13 protein-coding genes are annotated in these 17,577 nt (G+C 54.2%); 7 read left to right on the top strand and 6 right to left on the bottom strand.

Going from position 1 to position 17,577, the window contains the following annotated elements; translation table 11 throughout:
• Positions 1–534: 534 nt before the first annotated feature.
• Entirely contained in the window at positions 535–1,890 is a 1,356-nt protein-coding gene (yegD, locus tag ABK821_RS22155; RefSeq protein WP_138359896.1) for a molecular chaperone, read from the bottom strand.
• 136 nt (positions 1,891–2,026) lie between these two features.
• Between yegD and alkA the strand changes: the two genes are divergently transcribed.
• The 4 genes from alkA (at position 2,027) to asmA (ending at position 6,397) form a co-directional block, all read left to right on the top strand.
• On the top strand, positions 2,027–2,875 hold the full coding sequence (gene alkA / locus ABK821_RS22150) for a DNA-3-methyladenine glycosylase 2 (protein ID WP_343179205.1): 849 nt from the start codon (positions 2,027–2,029) through the stop codon (positions 2,873–2,875).
• Positions 2,876–3,205: 330 nt separating this feature from the next.
• Complete coding sequence (udk, locus tag ABK821_RS22145; RefSeq protein WP_138359895.1) at positions 3,206–3,847, top strand: uridine kinase; 642 nt, start codon at positions 3,206–3,208, stop codon at positions 3,845–3,847.
• Between the two features lie 90 nt (positions 3,848–3,937).
• Positions 3,938–4,519, top strand: a complete 582-nt coding sequence (dcd, locus tag ABK821_RS22140) for a dCTP deaminase (protein ID WP_138359894.1) — start codon at positions 3,938–3,940, stop codon at positions 4,517–4,519.
• 27 nt (positions 4,520–4,546) lie between these two features.
• Entirely contained in the window at positions 4,547–6,397 is a 1,851-nt protein-coding gene (gene asmA / locus ABK821_RS22135) for an outer membrane assembly protein AsmA (protein WP_395034165.1), read from the top strand.
• Positions 6,398–6,612: 215 nt separating this feature from the next.
• Here asmA and ABK821_RS22130 read toward each other — a convergent pair whose 3' ends face one another.
• From ABK821_RS22130 to ABK821_RS22110, 5 genes are all read right to left on the bottom strand, one after another.
• Complete coding sequence (locus ABK821_RS22130) at positions 6,613–7,266, bottom strand: RES family NAD+ phosphorylase (RefSeq protein ID WP_395034164.1); 654 nt, start codon at positions 7,264–7,266, stop codon at positions 6,613–6,615.
• Entirely contained in the window at positions 7,259–7,969 is a 711-nt protein-coding gene (locus ABK821_RS22125) for a DUF2384 domain-containing protein (RefSeq protein ID WP_142503328.1), read from the bottom strand. The genes ABK821_RS22130 and ABK821_RS22125 overlap by 8 nt, the downstream gene beginning before the upstream one ends.
• A gap of 254 nt (positions 7,970–8,223) precedes the next feature.
• Positions 8,224–8,388, bottom strand: a complete 165-nt coding sequence (locus tag ABK821_RS22120) for a hypothetical protein (RefSeq protein ID WP_395034163.1) — start codon at positions 8,386–8,388, stop codon at positions 8,224–8,226.
• Positions 8,388–9,974 carry a TerC family protein gene (locus ABK821_RS22115; RefSeq protein ID WP_395034162.1) on the bottom strand — a complete coding sequence of 529 codons (1,587 nt, stop codon included), beginning with the start codon at positions 9,972–9,974 and terminating at the stop codon, positions 8,388–8,390. Before ABK821_RS22115 ends, ABK821_RS22120 begins: the two co-directional genes overlap by 1 nt.
• Positions 9,975–9,976: 2 nt before the next feature.
• Positions 9,977–10,156, bottom strand: a complete 180-nt coding sequence (locus tag ABK821_RS22110; RefSeq protein WP_395034161.1) for a hypothetical protein — start codon at positions 10,154–10,156, stop codon at positions 9,977–9,979.
• 2,844 nt (positions 10,157–13,000) lie between these two features.
• Between ABK821_RS22110 and galF the strand changes: the two genes are divergently transcribed.
• From galF to ABK821_RS22095, 3 genes are all read left to right on the top strand, one after another.
• A complete protein-coding gene (gene galF, locus ABK821_RS22105) occupies positions 13,001–13,897 on the top strand; it encodes a UTP--glucose-1-phosphate uridylyltransferase GalF (protein ID WP_395034160.1) in 897 nt (298 codons plus the stop codon).
• 604 nt (positions 13,898–14,501) lie between these two features.
• Positions 14,502–15,131 (top strand): phosphatase PAP2 family protein, encoded by a 630-nt coding sequence (locus tag ABK821_RS22100; protein ID WP_395034159.1) that lies wholly within the window; start codon positions 14,502–14,504, stop codon positions 15,129–15,131.
• Between the two features lie 1,003 nt (positions 15,132–16,134).
• Positions 16,135–17,574, top strand: coding sequence for a capsule assembly Wzi family protein (locus tag ABK821_RS22095; protein WP_395034158.1), 1,440 nt, complete (start codon positions 16,135–16,137; stop codon positions 17,572–17,574).
• Positions 17,575–17,577: the final 3 nt, after the last annotated feature.

Raw genomic sequence — 17,577 nt, 5'->3', positions numbered from 1 at the left:
ATGTGGGCATGATAGCTAAATGGGCTTGTTATCCCCCGGTGGCGCTGCGCTTACCGGGGCTACAGGTCCTCAGCCGCCTGAAGGCGGGGAGCCCGGTATTTATGGGTTTCCAGGTCAGGTAAGGCGTTAACCGCCACCTGACAGGAATACGGGCATAATAGCAAAAACTCGCCCGTTATCCCCCGGTGGCGCTGCGCTTACCGGGGCTACGGGTCCTCAGCCGCCTGAAGGAGGGGGCCTGGTATTCATCAATTTCCAGGTCAGGTAAGGCGTTAGCCGCCACCTGACAGGAATACGGGCATAATAGCAAAAACTCGCCCGTTATTCCCCGGTGGCGCTGCGCTTACCGGGGCTACGGGTTCTCAGCCGCCTGAAGGAGGGGGGCCTGGTATTCATCAATTTCCAGGTCAGGTAAGGCGTTAACCGCCACCTGACAGGAATTCGGGCATGGTAGCTAAAATTTGCCTGCCATCCCCCGGTGGCGCGGCGCTACCCGACCCGCGCCTCGCTGCATTACCTGAAAAAGACCTGACGTCACTCACCAAACACCACCTGCGCCCAGCGGGCCAGCCCGGCGGTTACCGAACCAAAATCATCGCCACCGGCAACGGGAATTCCCGGCAGGTGGGCCGCCAGCGCCTGTTTAATCAGCGGAGAACGGGCGCTGCCGCCGGTCAGGTAAATGACATCCGGTTTGTCATTGCCGTTATCCAGCGCCAGCTGAACTTGCTCCATAATACGGGCCAACGGCTGACTCAGGGCGGCTTCCAGCCCCTGCTGACTAATGGCTGTCGCCAGATCTTCGCTGATAAAGGGGAGGCCAGTCGTAACGCTCGGCTGTGCGGAAAGGGCGATTTTGCTCTCTTCCGCGCTACGCACCAGACGATAGCTCAGACGCTGGCGCCAGACCTTCAGCAGCAGCGCGACCTTCTCGCTATCGCGGGCGCTGCGCAGCAAATCGTTCAGCAAGCGGCCATTGGCGGCGCTGTAAAAATCAGTCTGTGCCGGAACGTCGTTAATCGCCACCGCGTTCCACCACGGCAGAATTGGCAGCGCGATACCTTTTTCGCTGTCGCCGCCCATCCCCAGCAGCGGCATCAGGCATTTAAACGCCAGCGCGATATCCAGGTCGTTACCGCCGACGCGGCAGCCGCTGTGACCAAGCAGGCTTTGCTGGCGATCGGCCTTTTGCCGCCACGGCGGCCCCATCAGCAGCAACGAGCAGTCGGTGGTGCCGCCGCCGATATCGACAACCAGAACGCGTTTTTCCTCCGTGAGGGTCGCTTCGAAATCCAGCCCGGCGGCCACCGGTTCAAACTGGAACACCACGTCGCGGAATCCGGCGCGCTTTGCCGCACGTTCCAGAATCCCCTGAGCCTGCGCATTGGCCACATCGCCGCCGAGCCCCTGGAAATTTATCGGTCGCCCGATAACCGCCTGGTCGATAGTTTCCGTCAGCTGCGTTTGTGCCTGCAGCTTAATATGCAGCATCATGGCGCAGACTAAATCTTCGAACAACGCCACCTGCTGAGGCTTGAGCCCGCTGGCGCCGAGGAACGATTTTGGCGACTTGATAAAGTAGACCTCTTCCGGGTCATCAATGTACTGATGCAGAGAGGCGAGGCCAAACTGCACGCTATGACTGAGTACGTCGATATCTTCATCGCGGTTGTAACTGATGGCGCGCCGTAGCAGCGCCTGGTTCTCATCACCGTGGGTCGGGACGTTATGATGGCGATAAAGCCATTCGCTGACCGCTTCGCGCGTGGGGGCTGAAAGCATTGATGGCAGCAAGGCACTGCCATTCTCCAGCGTCAGCAGTTGCGGCGTATTTTCGCGCATTACCGCCACTGAACAGTTGGCGGTACCGTAGTCAAAACCAATAAACATAGCCTGCAAAATCCCCATGCCGGTGAAGAAGGGGGGCGACTTTAGCGGATTGGCGCGACAGCGACAACTGGAATTTAAAAGCAAGGCACCTCTGGCGCGAAACCGCTATCATTGACGTGCAGAAAAAGGAGCAATGATGACGCTGTTACCCTGGCACTCTCCCTATGACTGGCGGTGGATGTTTCGTTTTCTTGGCGCCCGTGCGGTGCAGGGCGTTGAAACCTTTACCGACGGGCGCTACATCCGCAGCTTCGCCCTGAAGGGGCATGCGGGGCTGATTACCGTCGTCCCGGATGACGCCGCGCAGGGGATGCGGGTGACGCTTTCCGCGGGATTACAGCCGGTAAAGGACCAATGCCTGGCGCGGATTGGGCGCTTGTTTGATTTATCCTGCGAGCCGCAGCAGATTGTCACGACGCTGGGTCCGCTTGCGCAGAACGGGCCGGGGTTGCGCCTGCCTGGCTCCCTCGATGCTTTTGAACAAGCAGTTCGCGCGGTGCTGGGGCAACTGGTCAGCGTGGCGATGGCGGCCAGACTGACCGGCAAAGTGGTGGCGCTTTGCGGCCAGCCGCTGCCCGATGCGCCCGGTTTTTTTCTGTTTCCGCAGCCGCAACAGCTGGCAGCGACCGATCCGCTGGCGTTGAAGGCGCTGGGGATGCCCCTACGGCGCGCGCAGGCGCTGATTCATCTGGCGCAGGCAGCCATCAGCGGCGACCTGCCGCTGGTCTCGCCGGATAATATTGAGGCCGGAATAAAGCAGTTACAGACGCTACCCGGTATTGGCCGCTGGACGGCGAACTATTTCGCGCTACGCGGCTGGCAGGCGCGGGATATCTTTCTGGCCGATGATTATCTGATTAAACAGCGTTTCCCCGGCATGACGCCAACGCGGATTGCGCGCTATGCCAGCCGTTGGCAGCCGTGGCGTTCCTATGCATTGCTGCATATATGGTATAGCGAAGGCTGGCTGCCGGAGGCGGAATAGGCCGGGCTGCATTGCCTGCCACGCGGCGGTTTACAGGATGAAACCTATAGCACTGGTATCAACGCGCTGAAATCCCTATAATTGCGGCGTTTGGCGGTTAACCGCCACCCTTCATATACGCAAAATCATTCAAGATGCGCCCCAGGCGCGTTAGCGTTTTGAACCGCGCTGGCCCCGAAAATGTGAGGCGGCAAGCGGTGTAACGCGGCGGGGACGTGAGCCCCGGAACTGACGAACGTCAGGGAACTGAGCGAGCAACGCCGCCGACAACAAGGCAGCTTGAACGGTCGAGTGTATACATTTCCAGGTTAATCAGGTCGCAAAAAAGTTATGACTGATACGTCTCATCAGTGCGTCATCATAGGCATCGCCGGCGCATCGGCTTCGGGCAAAAGCCTTATCGCCAGTACGCTTTATCGTGAATTACGTGAACAGGTCGGCGATGAACATATCGGCGTTATTCCGGAAGACAGTTATTATAAGGATCAAGGTCATCTGTCGATGGAAGAGCGGGTAAAAACCAACTACGATCACCCCAGTTCGATGGATCACAGCCTGCTGTTGCAGCATTTACAGATGCTGAAGAACGGCGAGCCGATTGAACTGCCGGTATATAGCTACGTTGAGCATACCCGAATGCCGGAAACCATCCATATTGAGCCGAAGAAAGTGATCATCCTTGAAGGGATCCTCCTGCTGACCGACGCCCGCCTGCGCAATGAACTCAGCTTCTCTATTTTTGTCGATACCCCGCTGGATATCTGCCTGATGCGCCGTATCAAGCGCGACGTGAACGAGCGCGGGCGTTCAATGGATTCGGTGATGGCGCAGTATCAGAAAACGGTGCGCCCGATGTTCCTGCAGTTTATCGACCCGTCCAAGCAGTATGCGGATATTATTGTGCCGCGCGGCGGTAAGAACCGCATCGCTATCGATATTCTGAAGGCCAAAATCAGTCAGTTCTTTGAATAACCCCAACGAATTGTGTAACGTGCAAAGAGAAGACAACCTGCCCTTATCCCCGGAAGGCGTAAGGGCGCAATGCCTTAAAGGAGAACGTTCATGCGTCTGTGCGACCGAGATATAGAAGCCTGGTTGGATGAAGGGCGGCTGGCGATTAATCCGCGCCCGCCGGTTGAGCGCATTAATGGCGCGACGGTCGATGTGCGTCTGGGGAATAAATTCCGCACCTTTCGCGGCCATACGGCGGGCTTTATTGACCTGAGCGGGCCGAAAACGGAAGTGAGCGCCGCGCTGGATCGCGTAATGAGCGAGGAGATCGTCCTGCAGGATGGCGACGCGTTTTTCCTGCATCCGGGCGAGCTGGCGCTGGCGGTGACGTTTGAATCGGTGACGCTACCGGCGGATCTGGTCGGCTGGCTCGATGGCCGTTCTTCGCTGGCGCGGCTGGGGTTAATGGTGCATGTGACTGCCCACCGTATCGATCCTGGCTGGTCCGGCTGTATCGTGCTGGAGTTCTATAATTCAGGTAAGCTGCCGCTGGCGTTGCGCCCGGGAATGCTTATCGGGGCGTTAAGCTTTGAACCTTTATCCGGCCCGGCGGCGCGGCCTTATAACCGCCGCGAAGACGCTAAATACCGTGACCAGCAGGGTGCGGTGGCGAGTCGTATCGACAAGGACTGATAATTTTAGTGGTTTGCTGAGGATGTCATGAGACGAATTCTGACCACGCTGATGATCTTGCTGACGGTGGTTGTCGCCGGTCTTACCGCGCTGGTATTGCTGGTTAATCCCAACGATTTTCGCGCCTATATGATTAAAGAGGTGGCGAATCGTAGCGGCTACCAGCTGGCGCTGGATGGCCCCTTGCGCTGGCACGTCTGGCCGCAGCTCAGCATCCTCTCAGGCCGTATGACGTTGACCGCGCCCGGCGCCGAAGAGCCTATTGTGCGTGCGGATAATATGCGCCTTGACGTCGCGCTGTTCCCGCTGATTACCCATCAGTTGCAGGTAAAGCAGGTGATGCTGAAAGGCGCGGTTATCCAGTTGACATCCAAAACCGCAGCCGTGCGCAGCCAGGATGCGCCGGTGGTCCCGCATGAAAATACGCTGCCGCAGGCGCCTGAGGATCGCGGCTGGTCGTACGATGTCCGGCAATTGCAGGTTGTCGATAGCGTGCTCTTCTTTCAGCATGAAGATGGCGAACAGGTTACGGTGCGAGATATCCATCTGCAGATGGAGCAGGATGAAAACCATCGCGCCGGGCTTGAATTTTCAGGGCGGATTAACCGCGATCAGCGGGATCTGGCGCTCTCTTTATCCGCGCAGATTCAGGGCGGGGATTATCCTCACTCCCTGAAAGCGGAGATTTCGCAGCTAGACTGGCAACTGCGTGGAGCGGAACTGCCTGCGGAAGGGATTAACGGCCAGGGCAGCATGCAGGTAAGCTGGCTGGAGGATGCCAAAAAGCTTAGCTTCGACAAGCTGAATTTATCGGCTAACGGCACGACGCTTGCCGGGAATGCCAGCGTCGTGCTGGGGGCGCAGCCCGACTGGACGCTGAACCTGCAGGCGGGGACGCTGAACCTTGACCGTCTCCTCAGCCATACCTCAGCGGCCAGGGATAACGGCGTTAATCAGCAAGGGCAAAATCTGAGCCCGCCGTTACGTCCGGTGATCGCGGATAGCGGTATGCAGCAGGATTATAATGCCCTGCGTGGTTTTAATGCCCGCATGACCCTGAAGGCCGACCAGTTGCAGTGGCGGGGCATGCATTTTACGCAGGTGAATGGCGATATTCGCAATCAGCAGGGGCTGCTGACGATCGCGAAGCTACAGGGGAATCTGGATGGCGGACGGCTGTCGTTGCCCGGTTCTCTGGATGCCCGCGGCGGGACGCCGCAAGCGTCGTTTCAGCCGCAGCTGGCCAATGTTGAGATCGGTTCGATTCTGCGGGCCTTTAACTATTCGCTAAACCTTAGCGGTAAGCTCTCTCTGAACGGCGAGTTCTCTGGCGAGAAGATTGATGCCGATGATTTCCGCCGCAACTGGCGGGGAGAGGCGCAAATTCAGATGACGGATACCCGCGCGGAAGGGCTCAACTTCCAGCAACTGGTGCAGCAGGCTATTGCGCGCAGCGCTAATCTCCAGACGGAGGATAACGTCGGTGATAACGCCACCCGGCTGGATACGTTTAACACCTCTCTGGCGCTGGCGAAGGGCGTGGTCACCTTAAGTCATATGCAGGGGCAATCCGCGCTGCTGGCGTTGACGGGGCAGGGTGAGCTTAACCTGCTGAAAGAAGCGTGCGATATGCGCTTCAACGTGCAGGTGCTCGGCGGCTGGAAAGGGGAGAGCAAGCTGATTGAGCGGCTCAGACAGACCGCGATCCCGCTGCGTATTTATGGCAACTGGCAGGCGATGAACTACAGTCTGCAGGTTGACCAGATTCTGCGGAAACAGCTGCAGGATGAAGCGAAAAAGCGGCTTAATGAGTGGGTCGAGCGCAATAAAAATAGCCGGGACAGCAAGGATGTGAAGACGCTGCTGGATAAGTTGTAAGCGCGTCAACGCGCGTTCTGCCGGCATTCCGGTTCGCCGGGTCGGCAACAGACCGGCACGGTAGCAACATCAGACTCGGTGATTTGTAGGCTGGGCAAGGCGTCAGCCGCCGCCCGGCAATCAGACGGGCACGGTAGCAACATCAGGCCCGGTGATTTGTAGGCCGGGCAAGCGCAGTTTGTCGGCAATCTGATTCTTTGGTAGAGATGTCTTCTCTATACCAACGCCTTGGGGATCAGCACCAGAGCCATTTCTTCGGCCAGAGCTGTGAGTTCGTTATTAACGTCCGTTGATATTGAGGCCGGTTCGGAATCGACAGTCACGTCGAGATCGCGAATATCTACGTGATCTCCAAACAACATAATGGCTTTATCGCCATGCTGTTTAGAAGGCCACTGGATTCCGTGGGCCTCAGGATTATCATTATGGATTTTTTCGGCCCATTTACGCGTTTCCGGGTAATTATCCGCGGAGGACCCGAGTAAATCGCCCTGCGTGATGCCAACTCTCTTCATAAACCGGGGATTGAGGTCAACAAGTTGAATATCTTTTTTGGCGGAAATCTGGCTTCGGGCAAGGTTGTCGAGAGTGGACAGCTCCACAGGCGCGTCTTCGCAGGGAATGGGGAGATCGTGTAACACCGTTTCCATTAGGGCGACAGGCAGGGTTTCCCCACCATATAATGTAGGGATGTTGCTGCCTTCGCTTTTAATGATTGGGCTGAACCTGCCTTTCCCTTTTCCTGGATTAAACTCTGTCGCGCCAAACTGTGATGAATGGATTCGCTCAATGGTTTTTCCTTTTGGCCAGGTTGTCAGCCTGGTCGAAAGATTATCAGTTTCTCTGGGGGTTTTGATTTTTTTAACCATGAACAGGCCCTTCCTTAGCCCTTAATGCGGCTTCCAATACCTGCTCTGGTGCTGAGATCAGGAGATCTTTGGGTTTTTTATTACCCAACCAACTGTTAGGGGTGCCAAACCAAACGGCCAGCGACCAGGCTGTTTTTGTTTCCCCGAACAGCGCTATAATCTTTCTCATCTGTGGCAGGGGCTGCCCGCCAATATCCAGCGCATATGCTGGATACAGGTCCCTCCCTTCCGATGTTATGGCGAAAATCTTTCCTGTCCGTTTCCAGCGATTGGGTAACCCACTGGGGTTTTTCACACTGGCGCTGGCCCCTCCCCGGCGTGAAACTTCCTGAGCAGGGAGCCATTCGCTATCATCCAGGATGTTCTTTTTAAGTTTCTCCAGACGTTCTGTATTAGTTGTGCCTGCGTTCTTTTGTCTGCCTTTGGCCTTAGCCTGTGCCGAAGCCGTTTTGTTTTGTGCAGTCGTGGGAAGTTGGCTCAACCCTGTTACCGCATGGAGAGCGGCTTCAAGTGCAATTTTAAAGGCGACGTCATTAATTGATGGGGGGTGTTTCAGTACATAGTACCGGTCTTCCTGTCCATCATGAAGATCCGGCACCGTAATAGTAACGTCGGCATGCCCGTCATGAGTCTTAACATACGAAATATTGCCTTCCGGGACTGCAATGATTTCAAAATCAGCGTCTTTGCCTCGTGTGATCATGATCTGATTCCTCGCCGTAGCTTAACCATATATCGTATATACCCTAAATAATTCGAGTTGCTTAAAGATGGTAAGGGAGTGAGTCCCCGGGAGCATAGATAGCAATGTGACTGGGGCTAATGAGCGAAACCAACACATAAGCAACCTGGAGTATGACGAGTATATATACAATATATTCGATATTCCGCTAGTGCGCCATGTGCAGAAGGTTCTGTTACATCGGATTATCGATTTTTTGGCAAAGTGTGGTGGGTTTACACTACCCGCTTGCGGTAAATCGGCAGAACATTGAGATCGTCGCTTTTGTCGGCCGGGCAAGGCGTCAGCCGCCGCCCGGCAATCAGACTGGCACAATAGCTAAAACAGCTTTGCCACCCGTCGTCGTTCGCAAGATTCTTACGCTGCCTCTCCGGCGGCATTACACATCATAATCCAGTTCTGCTTCTTCCTGCACCGGCGGGACTATCTGGACTTTTTGCACCCGATGGCTTTCAACCTGCAACGTGCGCAGAACATATCCGTCAATTACCACCTCTTCGCCCTCCTGCGGGACATGCTGCAGATACTCCATCAGCAGACCGGCAACCGTGTGGTACTCGCGTTTCTCATCCAGCGGCAGAGGAACGTACTGAACTAAATCCTCCAGCGGCATATGGCCATTGACCGTCCAACTGCCGTCGCTGTTGCTGTGAATATCATGGCGGGCATCAATCTCTTCCGCTTCATTAGGCATATTACCGGCGATGGTTTCCATCACGTCGCTGAGGGTCACAATTCCCTCAACGGAGCCAAATTCATCGACGACAAAGGCAAAGTGGGTTCTGGCGTTGCGGAACTGCTCCAGCGCGGGCAGCAGCGGCAGCGTTTCCGGGAATACCAGCGGCTGGCGAATCAAGGCCTGTAGATCAAGCGGCTGGTTATGGAGCGACTGCTGCAGTAGGTCGATAATATGCACGACGCCGAGCATATCATCATCGTCATTACCGCCGGTGACCACCAGACGGGTATGCTGATTTTTATCCAGCAGGGCGCGGATCTCTTCTTCCGGGGCGCTGAGGTTAATGTGTTCAATATCATGACGCGAGGTCATGATGCTGCTGACCGTACGTTGATTGAGATTCAGTACCCGCTCAATCATCCGCCGTTCCTGAGGGTTAAACAGCGGGGTGTCGTCATGCTCCGCAACCAGCGAGGCGCTGTCGCTGTCCAGCTCATTATTGTCCTTACGTCCGCTTAACAGATTCATCACCGCTTCGGTTGTTCTTTGCCGCAGCGTCATATTGGCGGAAAGAAAGCGACGGCGGTTGAAAATCGCCAGTTGGTTAAAGGATTCAATCATCACCGAGAAGCCGATTGCCGCGTACAGGTATCCTTTTGGAATCGGGAAGCCAAAGCCTTCGGCTATCAGGCTAAAACCAATCATCAGCAGGAAACTCAGGCAGAGAATAACGATCGTCGGGTGACTGTTCACAAAGCGGGTGAGGGCTTTGCTGGCCATCAGCATCAGGCTGATGGCAATGATCACCGCGGCCATCATCACCGCCAGATGGTCAACCATGCCGACGGCGGTAATCACCGAGTCGAGGGAGAAGATGGCGTCAAGCACCACGATTTGCGCGACCACGCCCCAGAATTTCGCCCCTCTGCGCTGGGTGGGGTTATCGCTGTCCTTCCCTTCCAGCCGCTCGTTAAGCTCAACCGTCGCTTTGAACAGCAGGAATAAACCGCCGAACAGCATGATCAGATCCCGGGCGCTAAAGCTCAAATCATGCCAGGTCAACAGCGGTTTGGTGAGCGTGACCAGCCAGGAGATAGACGCCAGCAGCAGCAGGCGCATCACCATTGCCAGTAGCAGGCCGGTTATCCGCGCCCGGTCGCGCTGCGCAGGGGGGAGTTTTTCCGCGAGAATGGCGATAAAGACCAGGTTATCAATACCGAGTACCAGTTCGATGACGACGAGCGTTATGAGACCTGCCCAGATTGAGGGGTCGGCAATCCATTCCATAATCAGTTAAAACCTTTACAACCTAAAAGTACCATCAATCGATCATGAATAAGCCAGAGATGAAATGCAATGTTTTCTGCCTTCTCCGGCGCATCAGGTGAGGAATCGCCATTGCGATAATTGTGCAGATTGATTGCTAAATGATGGGAATCTGGCTGATGCCGATCGGTTACGCGCGCCATCGGTGTTGTCGTTTGTTTGATAGGTCAATGGCAATCGCTATTTTAGTAGTTATGGAAAACATGCGCATTTTTCGTTTTTACCCATTTGATTCAGTGGGTTGTTCCGTTCACCGTCAGTTTCAGGTCAGGTAAGGCGCCAGCCGCCACCTGACAGGAATGCGGGCATGGTAGCGAAAACCGGCCTGTTATCCCCCCGGTGGCACCGTGCTGACCGGGAGGCGAACGCAGTGCCGGACTCTTATATTCCGGTCCCGTGGGCTGTTCCGTTCACTGTGAATACGCAGATAGTTTTTCTGACCCTTGCGAGTGAACGGGCAGGGGGACGTTTCGCCCGTCCCCCTGCACCCCCGGCATGGCGCTGGAAACCTGCCGCTTCGCGGTGCGCTCCACTCCGGCTTCATCTGGCGGACCGGGCGGGACTCGACGTCCCTGTCTCGACCCGCCCTCTGGCCGCCGTCCTGGCGGCCAGTCCTGGATGCGCGCCTGCGTTCCCGCCAGGTTTCCCTGATGCGCCCAACCCCCCTGCGGTGAGCCCGCAGGAAACCTGCAACTGCCTGGCCGCTGAAGATGATAAAAAACCGGGAGAAATATCTGCCACATCTGAAAGACTGACAATGAGTAGTCCGGGTAAGGCGTAGCCGCCACCCGGCAAAAATGCGGGCACAATAATTTCATACAGATTCGGCATCACACTCAAACCTGCTTCACATTCTGGTTCAGCGGGCTGTTCCGTTCACTGTGAATACGGAGATAGTTTTTCTGACCCTTGCGTGTGAACGGGCAGGGGAACGTTTCGCCCGTCCCCCTGCACCCCCGGCATGGCGCTGGAAACCTGCCGCTTCGCGGTCCGCTTCACTCCGGCTTCATCTGGCGGACCGGGCGCGCCTGCGTTCCCGCCAGGTTTCCCTGATGCGCCCAACCCCCCGGCGGTGAGCCCGCAGGAAACCTGCAACTGCCTGACCGCTGAAGGTGATAAAAACTGGGGAAAATACCTCTGCCTCACCTGAAAGACTGACATTAAGTAGGCCGGGTAAGGCGCCAGCCGCCACCCGGCAAAAATGCGGGCACAATAATTTCATACAGATTCGGCATCACGCTCAAACCTGCTTCACATTCTGGTTCAGCGGGCTGTTCCGTTCACTGTGAATGCGCAGATAGTTTTTCTGACCCTTGCGAGTGAACGGGCAGGGGGACGTTTCGCCCGTCCCCCTGCACCCCCGGCATTGCGCTGGAAACCTGCCGCTGCGCGGTCCGCTCCACTCTGGCTTCATCTGGCGGACCGGGCGCGACTCGACGGCCTTGTCTCGACACGCCCTCTGGCCGCCGTCCTGGCGGCCAGCCCTGGATGCGCGCCTGCGTTCCCGCCAGGTTTCCCTGATGCGCCAAACCCCCCTGCGGTGAGCCCGCAGTAAACCGGCAACTGCCTGACCGCTGAAAGTGATAAAAACAGGGGGAAATACCTGCCTCACCTGAAAGACTGACAGTGAGTAGGCCGGGTAAGGCGTCAGCCGCCACCCGGCAAAAATGCGGGCATGATAGCTAAATGGGCTTGTTATCCCCCGGTGGCGCTGCGCTTACCGGGGCTACGGGTCCTCAGCCGCCTGAAGGCGGGGAGCCCGATATTTATGGGATTCCAGGTCAGGTAAGGCGTAGCCGCCACCCGGCAAAAATGCGGGCACAATAATTTCATACAGATTCGGCATCACGCTCAAACCTGCTTCACATTCTGGTTCAGCGGGCTGTTCCGTTCACTGTGAATGCGCAGATAGTTTTTCTGACCCTTGCGAGTGAACGGGCAGGGGGACGTTTCGCCCGTCCCCCTGCACCCCCGGCATGGCGCTGGAAACCTGCCGCTGCGCGGTCCGCTCCACTCTGGCTTCATCTGGCGGACCGGGCGCGACTCGACGGCCTTGTCTCGACACGCCCTCTGGCCGCCGTCCTGGCGGCCAGTCCTGGATGCGCGCCTGCGTTCCCGCCAGGTTTCCCTGATGCGCCCAACCCCCCGGCGGTGAGCCCGCAGTAAACCTGCAACTGCCTGGCCGCTGAAGATGATAAAAACCGGGGGAAATATCTGCCACATCTGAAAGACTGACAGTGAGTAGGCCGGGTAAGGCGTCAGCCGCCACCCGGCAAAAATGCGGGCATGACAGCTAAATGGGCTTGTTATTCCCCGGTGGCGCTGCGCTTACCGGGGCTACGGGTGCTCAGCCGCCTGAAGGTGGGGAGCCCGATATTTATGGGATTCTCAAAATCATAATGTGGCAATATAAATGGCAAAAAAAACAGAGGTTAATTTTGTGTATCTAAAAAATAGACACAACAAGATAAAGTCACCAGGCGTGATGAATATCTGAGCGGCTGACTATAGCCGGGTGTTCAGCGAGCGAAATTGAAGAACGCGTAGTGAGCGTAAAATGCATCAAGTCTGGCTTAATTTTGCGCATTTTATCATGAAATGATAAATATCAGTGATTATTCTGCCTGACCAGAGGTTAATGAGTGGTCTCTTATCCTGCACGGGTTCATATTGAAAGATAGCCATGTGTCAAAAGCGTAATGAGGGACAAAAGATATGTATTATCGTTATATCTTATACGTTAAAATTACACGGTAAAATTATAACCTCTTGTAATTATTGAGGAATGCAGTTGGTTGAATGCACATAAGAATTTTCTCAAATCTGGCTACTGATCTGCGAGTTTTGTGCCTATTCTTAAGTACTAATCTGTAATTTCAGAATTTGACTGACAGTAGGGGAGTGATCAACCGTGTATCATCATAGATAAATGCCAGTGATACAATAATCTGACAGGAATCGATAGATTAATAACCATATGGGTGGGAATGATAATGGTGAGTTTGAAAGCAGTTATACCGGTTGCAGGGTTAGGGATGCATATGTTGCCTGCCACCAAGGCCATTCCAAAAGAGATGCTGCCAATTGTCGACAAACCGATGGTGCAGTACATCGTTGATGAAATTGTCGCTGCTGGTATTAAAGAAATTGTACTGGTGACCCATTCTTCCAAGAATGCCGTGGAAAACCATTTTGACACCTCTTATGAACTGGAAGCGCTGCTTGAGCAACGCGTAAAACGCCAGTTGCTGGCGGAAGTGCAGGCCATCTGCCCGCCGGGCGTCACCATAATGAACGTGCGCCAGGGGCAGCCGCTTGGTTTAGGCCATTCAATCCTTTGCGCCCGCCCGATCGTCGGCGACAATCCGTTTATCGTGGTATTGCCGGATGTCATCCTTGACGACGCCAGCGCCGATCCGCTGCGCTATAACCTCGCCGCAATGGTGGCGCGTTTTAACGAGACGGGCCGCAGCCAGGTGCTGGCAAAACGTATGGATGGCGACCTTTCCGAATACTCTGTGATTCAGACCAAAGATGCGCTGGAATCCGAAGGCCAGGTTGCGCGCATCGTTGAGTTTATCGAAAAACCTGATGAACCGCAGACCCTGAATTCCGATCTGATGGCGGTTGGCCGTTATGTGCTGTCCGCTGATATATGGCCGGAGCTGGAACGGACGCAACCGGGCGCCTGGGGCCGTATTCAGTTAACCGACGCCATCGCCGAACTGGCGAAAAAGCAGGCGGTCGATGCCATGTTAATGACCGGCGACAGCTACGACTGCGGTAAAAAAATGGGTTATATGCAGGCCTTTGTAAACTACGGACTGCGTAACCATAAAGAAGGGGCAAAATTCCGCGAGAGTATTAAAAAGCTATTAGCGTAATTTTGTACCCGGTGTTTTCAGGCGTATACGGATACCCTGAATAATTTGCGTTACAGGGCAAAAATGCGTCAGGCGTTTTTGCTCAGTTTTTGTGTTTGCTCAAAAAGCGAAGCCCTGAGACGGGCCGGGTTATTGCCCACGCTCAGGAAACGGGCAGTATGACGGCTATATAAACATCAACGGTTGCCGCGGTTTGTTAATAAACAGCGGCGCGAATCCGTTTATTTTCCTGAATGGCTGTGACGACTTGCCTTAATAAATTATCAATGTAAAACAATGTGTTACATTAATTTGTTATATTGTATCGCCCTGGCAAGGCGAAAAACGTTCGGAGGTTTCTGGTAGTCAAAAAGAGCGACTCATGATGGAATGGTCGGACTAGCTGAATTTAATCTTTGCTGATAACTACTTACCAGGATTTTTCTTAAAAAATAAGTTCTGAGTAGCGTGCGGTAGCAAAATAAAACTTGACTGGGATCATGTTTGCACATTAAACAACGGTAAGGTATGCACAATAATGTGAAGTTCATGGATGTGTATGCCCGGACTGACGTCGCAGTATAGACATTACGGACAGGAGAGATCGTCAAAGGATGAAAAGTAAATGAACTGGCAGCTTGTCACTTTTTTTGGCGATAGTACCGTGCTGTTACCCAGTGCGGCCGTGTTGTTTATCGTCCTTTTATTGCGCAGGGATTCAACGTCGGTGGCCTGGCAGTGGGCGCTGGTGTTTGGCATTACTGGCTCAATAGTTTGCGCATCAAAACTGGCCTTTATGGGGTGGGGAATAGGGAACCGCGAGCTGGATTTCACCGGTTTTAGCGGGCACACAGCATTATCCTCCGCTTTCTGGCCTATTCTTTTATGGCTGCTGTCTTCACGCGCTGTACCCGTTGTGCGTCTTTTTTCGGTTTTGTTTGGTTATGCCTTAGCCGGGTTGGTGGGTTACTCACGATTAATCATTCATGCCCATTCACCCTCGGAAGTGGTTGCCGGTTTACTGTTAGGCGCGGCAGGAAGCGCCTTGTTCCTGGTGCTGCAATTGCGTGCCAGTGGCGTACATACCGCGCCGCTGTCGTGGGGAAGCCTGGCAAGCGTGCTGATCATTCCCGTGTTGCTGTTGAACACCGGAGCAAAAGCGCCAACGCAGTCTTTATTAGCGGAGATTGCGGTTAAGATCGGCCCGCTGGACAAACCCTTTACCCGAGCCGATCTGCATAAGCGTTTTTACTGACAGAAACGGGCAACGGTGTGGGGAGTACGCTTCGCCACACGGTATGAATGGAGCCCCTCTATGGCGGGGCGTGCGGCGGTATCGCATTTCATATTCATGAAATAGATTGATGATATGACATTGTGCGCAACAATTAGCATAATGATAATCAACCAGGATGTATCCTAAATAATGTGTCAGGCCAGATATCGAATTTATTAATGAAAACAACAGTTGGATATAATTGTTTTTACTATTAAATCTTGTAGTTGACTAATTATAATTAATTTGCAAGTAAATCAACACAATTAATGTGGAAAAAAGATAGTAAAATCATGCTGTTGCGATTTTTTAAGCGATGATGGTTAGAATGTGTTTATAGGTATTTGACGGCAAACAATATTGTTATGAGACCCTTTGCTTATGCCGGTTGCATGGGAGTAAATAATCAAAATTACACTCCCAATTGACGGCAGAATCTCGTAAACTTATTGCCGAAAAATTGATTACCTTGCTGTATTAATTGCCGATTCGCTGACGCGATCGGTTGAATTTAAACGGAATTAAATGAACGAAGAAGTACAGTGCATTGGTAGCTGTTAAGCCACGGGCGGTAGCGTACCTGCTGACTGGGCTTTGCCGTTTGTTGTTACACTCATCTCATGCGAACAAAATTCTTAAAGTCGTCCCCCACAGGTGATTATCCCCACAAGCTGTATATACTAGCGTCTTTGTCAGCAGGCCCGCTGTTGACTGGCATAACGCATGCGGGAGAAATCTCTGTGCGCGCTCTGCTATGGAATGGCCTTTAATGATAATTTCGCTTACATTTATGTACGGCAGGCTCGCTGCTAAAAGCGGAGCAGGTATGATCCCTGGATGGCGTTCATGTCTGAGTTTGCTGCCGCCATAACAAAATTTGTCGCATGAACTTAGCAGGGGTGGCGCCAGAGAGCGCTGCGTCTATCAGTGTTTCCCTTGTTGTATCGGCTTGCGGAAACGGGGCTTAAATGGATCTTGTTCAATGATAAAAATTACGCGAATCGCACTGGCTCTGGGACTGCTTGCGTCTACCAGCTCACTTGCCTGGGCCTCCGGCCTGGTATTGAATGACAACGAGCTGCGTAATGACCTGGCATGGCTCTCCGATCGTGGCGTTATTCACCTCAGCCTGTCCACCTGGCCGCTGAGCCAGGAAGAGATTAACCGGGCGCTAAAAAAAGCAAAACCGTCCTATTCTTCTGAACAGATTGTTCTGGCGCGAATCAACCAACGTCTCGGTGCTTTAAAAGCGGATTTTCGCGTAAGCGGCTATACCTCAACCGATAAGCCGGGCACGCCGCAGGGATTTGGTCAGAACCAGCCTGCCGATAGTTCTTTGTCGCTAGCCTTTAACAACAGTGGCGAATGGTGGGATGTTCACCTGCAGGGGAATGTTGAAGGCGACGAACGGATCAGCAACGGCTCACGCTTTAACGCGAACGGCGCTTATGGCGCGGTGAAGCTGTGGAACCAGTGGCTCTCCTTTGGTCAGATGCCGCAGTGGTGGGGGCCGGGTTATGAAGGCAGCCTGATTCGTGGGGATGCCGCTCGCCCGATGACCGGTTTTTTAATGCAGCGCGCCGAACAGGCCGCGCCGGAAACCTGGTGGCTGCGCTGGATTGGCCCGTGGCAGTATCAGATTTCCGCCAGCCAGATGAATCAATATACCGCCGTGCCCCACACCAAGATTATCGGTGGTCGTCTGACCTTTGCGCCGTTCCAGTCATTAGAACTGGGCGCATCGCGCATTATGCAGTGGGGCGGAGAGGGGAGACCGGAGTCGTTAAGCAATTTCTGGGATGGTTTTACCGGTAAAGACAATACAGCAGCAAACGATCCTAACGAACCTGGTAACCAGCTTGCTGGTTTTGACTTTAAATTCAAGCTGGAGCCAACTCTCGGATGGCCAGTGAGCTTCTATGGCCAGATGATTGGTGAGGACGAGTCCGGCTTTCTGCCATCCGCAAATATGTTCCTGGGCGGCGTGGAAGGGCACCACAGCTGGGGTAAGGATGCGGTGAACTGGTATGTGGAAGCCCATGATACGCGTACCAATATGAGCCGGACCAACTATAGTTATACTCATCATATCTATAAAGATGGTTACTATCAGCAAGGCTATTCACTCGGAGATGCGATGGGCGGTGATGGTCAGCTCTTCGCCGGTAAAGTTGAACTGGTCACCGAAGAAAACCAGCGCTGGAGTGCGCGTCTGGCTTATGTAAAAGTCAATCCGAAAAATCAGTCGATCAATAAGGCTTTTCCGCAAGCGGATACCCTTAAAGGGATCCAGTTAGGCTGGAGCGGCGATGTGTATAAATCTGTGCGCCTGAATACGTCTCTCTGGTACACCGATGCAGATAACAGCGATAGCGATGATGTGGGTGCCAGCGCCGGGATTGAAATTCCCTTTAATTTATAGCCT

This window comes from Klebsiella sp. KE9456, assembly GCF_043832615.1.
Taxonomy (GTDB): Bacteria; Pseudomonadota; Gammaproteobacteria; order Enterobacterales; family Enterobacteriaceae; genus Klebsiella; species Klebsiella indica.
The sequence above is the reverse complement of the archived record's forward strand: the minus strand, read 5'-3'. Positions and strand labels throughout refer to the sequence as shown.

Coding starts and splice junctions, on each gene's coding strand:
- yegD (WP_138359896.1), bottom strand. CDS start 1,890: ATGTTTATTGGTTTTGACTACGGTACCGCCAACTGTTCAGTGGCGGTA.
- alkA (WP_343179205.1), top strand. CDS start 2,027: ATGACGCTGTTACCCTGGCACTCTCCCTATGACTGGCGGTGGATGTTT.
- udk (WP_138359895.1), top strand. CDS start 3,206: ATGACTGATACGTCTCATCAGTGCGTCATCATAGGCATCGCCGGCGCA.
- dcd (WP_138359894.1), top strand. CDS start 3,938: ATGCGTCTGTGCGACCGAGATATAGAAGCCTGGTTGGATGAAGGGCGG.
- asmA (WP_395034165.1), top strand. CDS start 4,547: ATGAGACGAATTCTGACCACGCTGATGATCTTGCTGACGGTGGTTGTC.
- ABK821_RS22130 (WP_395034164.1), bottom strand. CDS start 7,266: ATGGTTAAAAAAATCAAAACCCCCAGAGAAACTGATAATCTTTCGACC.
- ABK821_RS22125 (WP_142503328.1), bottom strand. CDS start 7,969: ATGATCACACGAGGCAAAGACGCTGATTTTGAAATCATTGCAGTCCCG.
- ABK821_RS22120 (WP_395034163.1), bottom strand. CDS start 8,388: ATGCCGCCGGAGAGGCAGCGTAAGAATCTTGCGAACGACGACGGGTGG.
- ABK821_RS22115 (WP_395034162.1), bottom strand. CDS start 9,974: ATGGAATGGATTGCCGACCCCTCAATCTGGGCAGGTCTCATAACGCTC.
- ABK821_RS22110 (WP_395034161.1), bottom strand. CDS start 10,156: ATGGCGCGCGTAACCGATCGGCATCAGCCAGATTCCCATCATTTAGCA.
- galF (WP_395034160.1), top strand. CDS start 13,001: ATGATAATGGTGAGTTTGAAAGCAGTTATACCGGTTGCAGGGTTAGGG.
- ABK821_RS22100 (WP_395034159.1), top strand. CDS start 14,502: ATGAACTGGCAGCTTGTCACTTTTTTTGGCGATAGTACCGTGCTGTTA.
- ABK821_RS22095 (WP_395034158.1), top strand. CDS start 16,135: ATGATAAAAATTACGCGAATCGCACTGGCTCTGGGACTGCTTGCGTCT.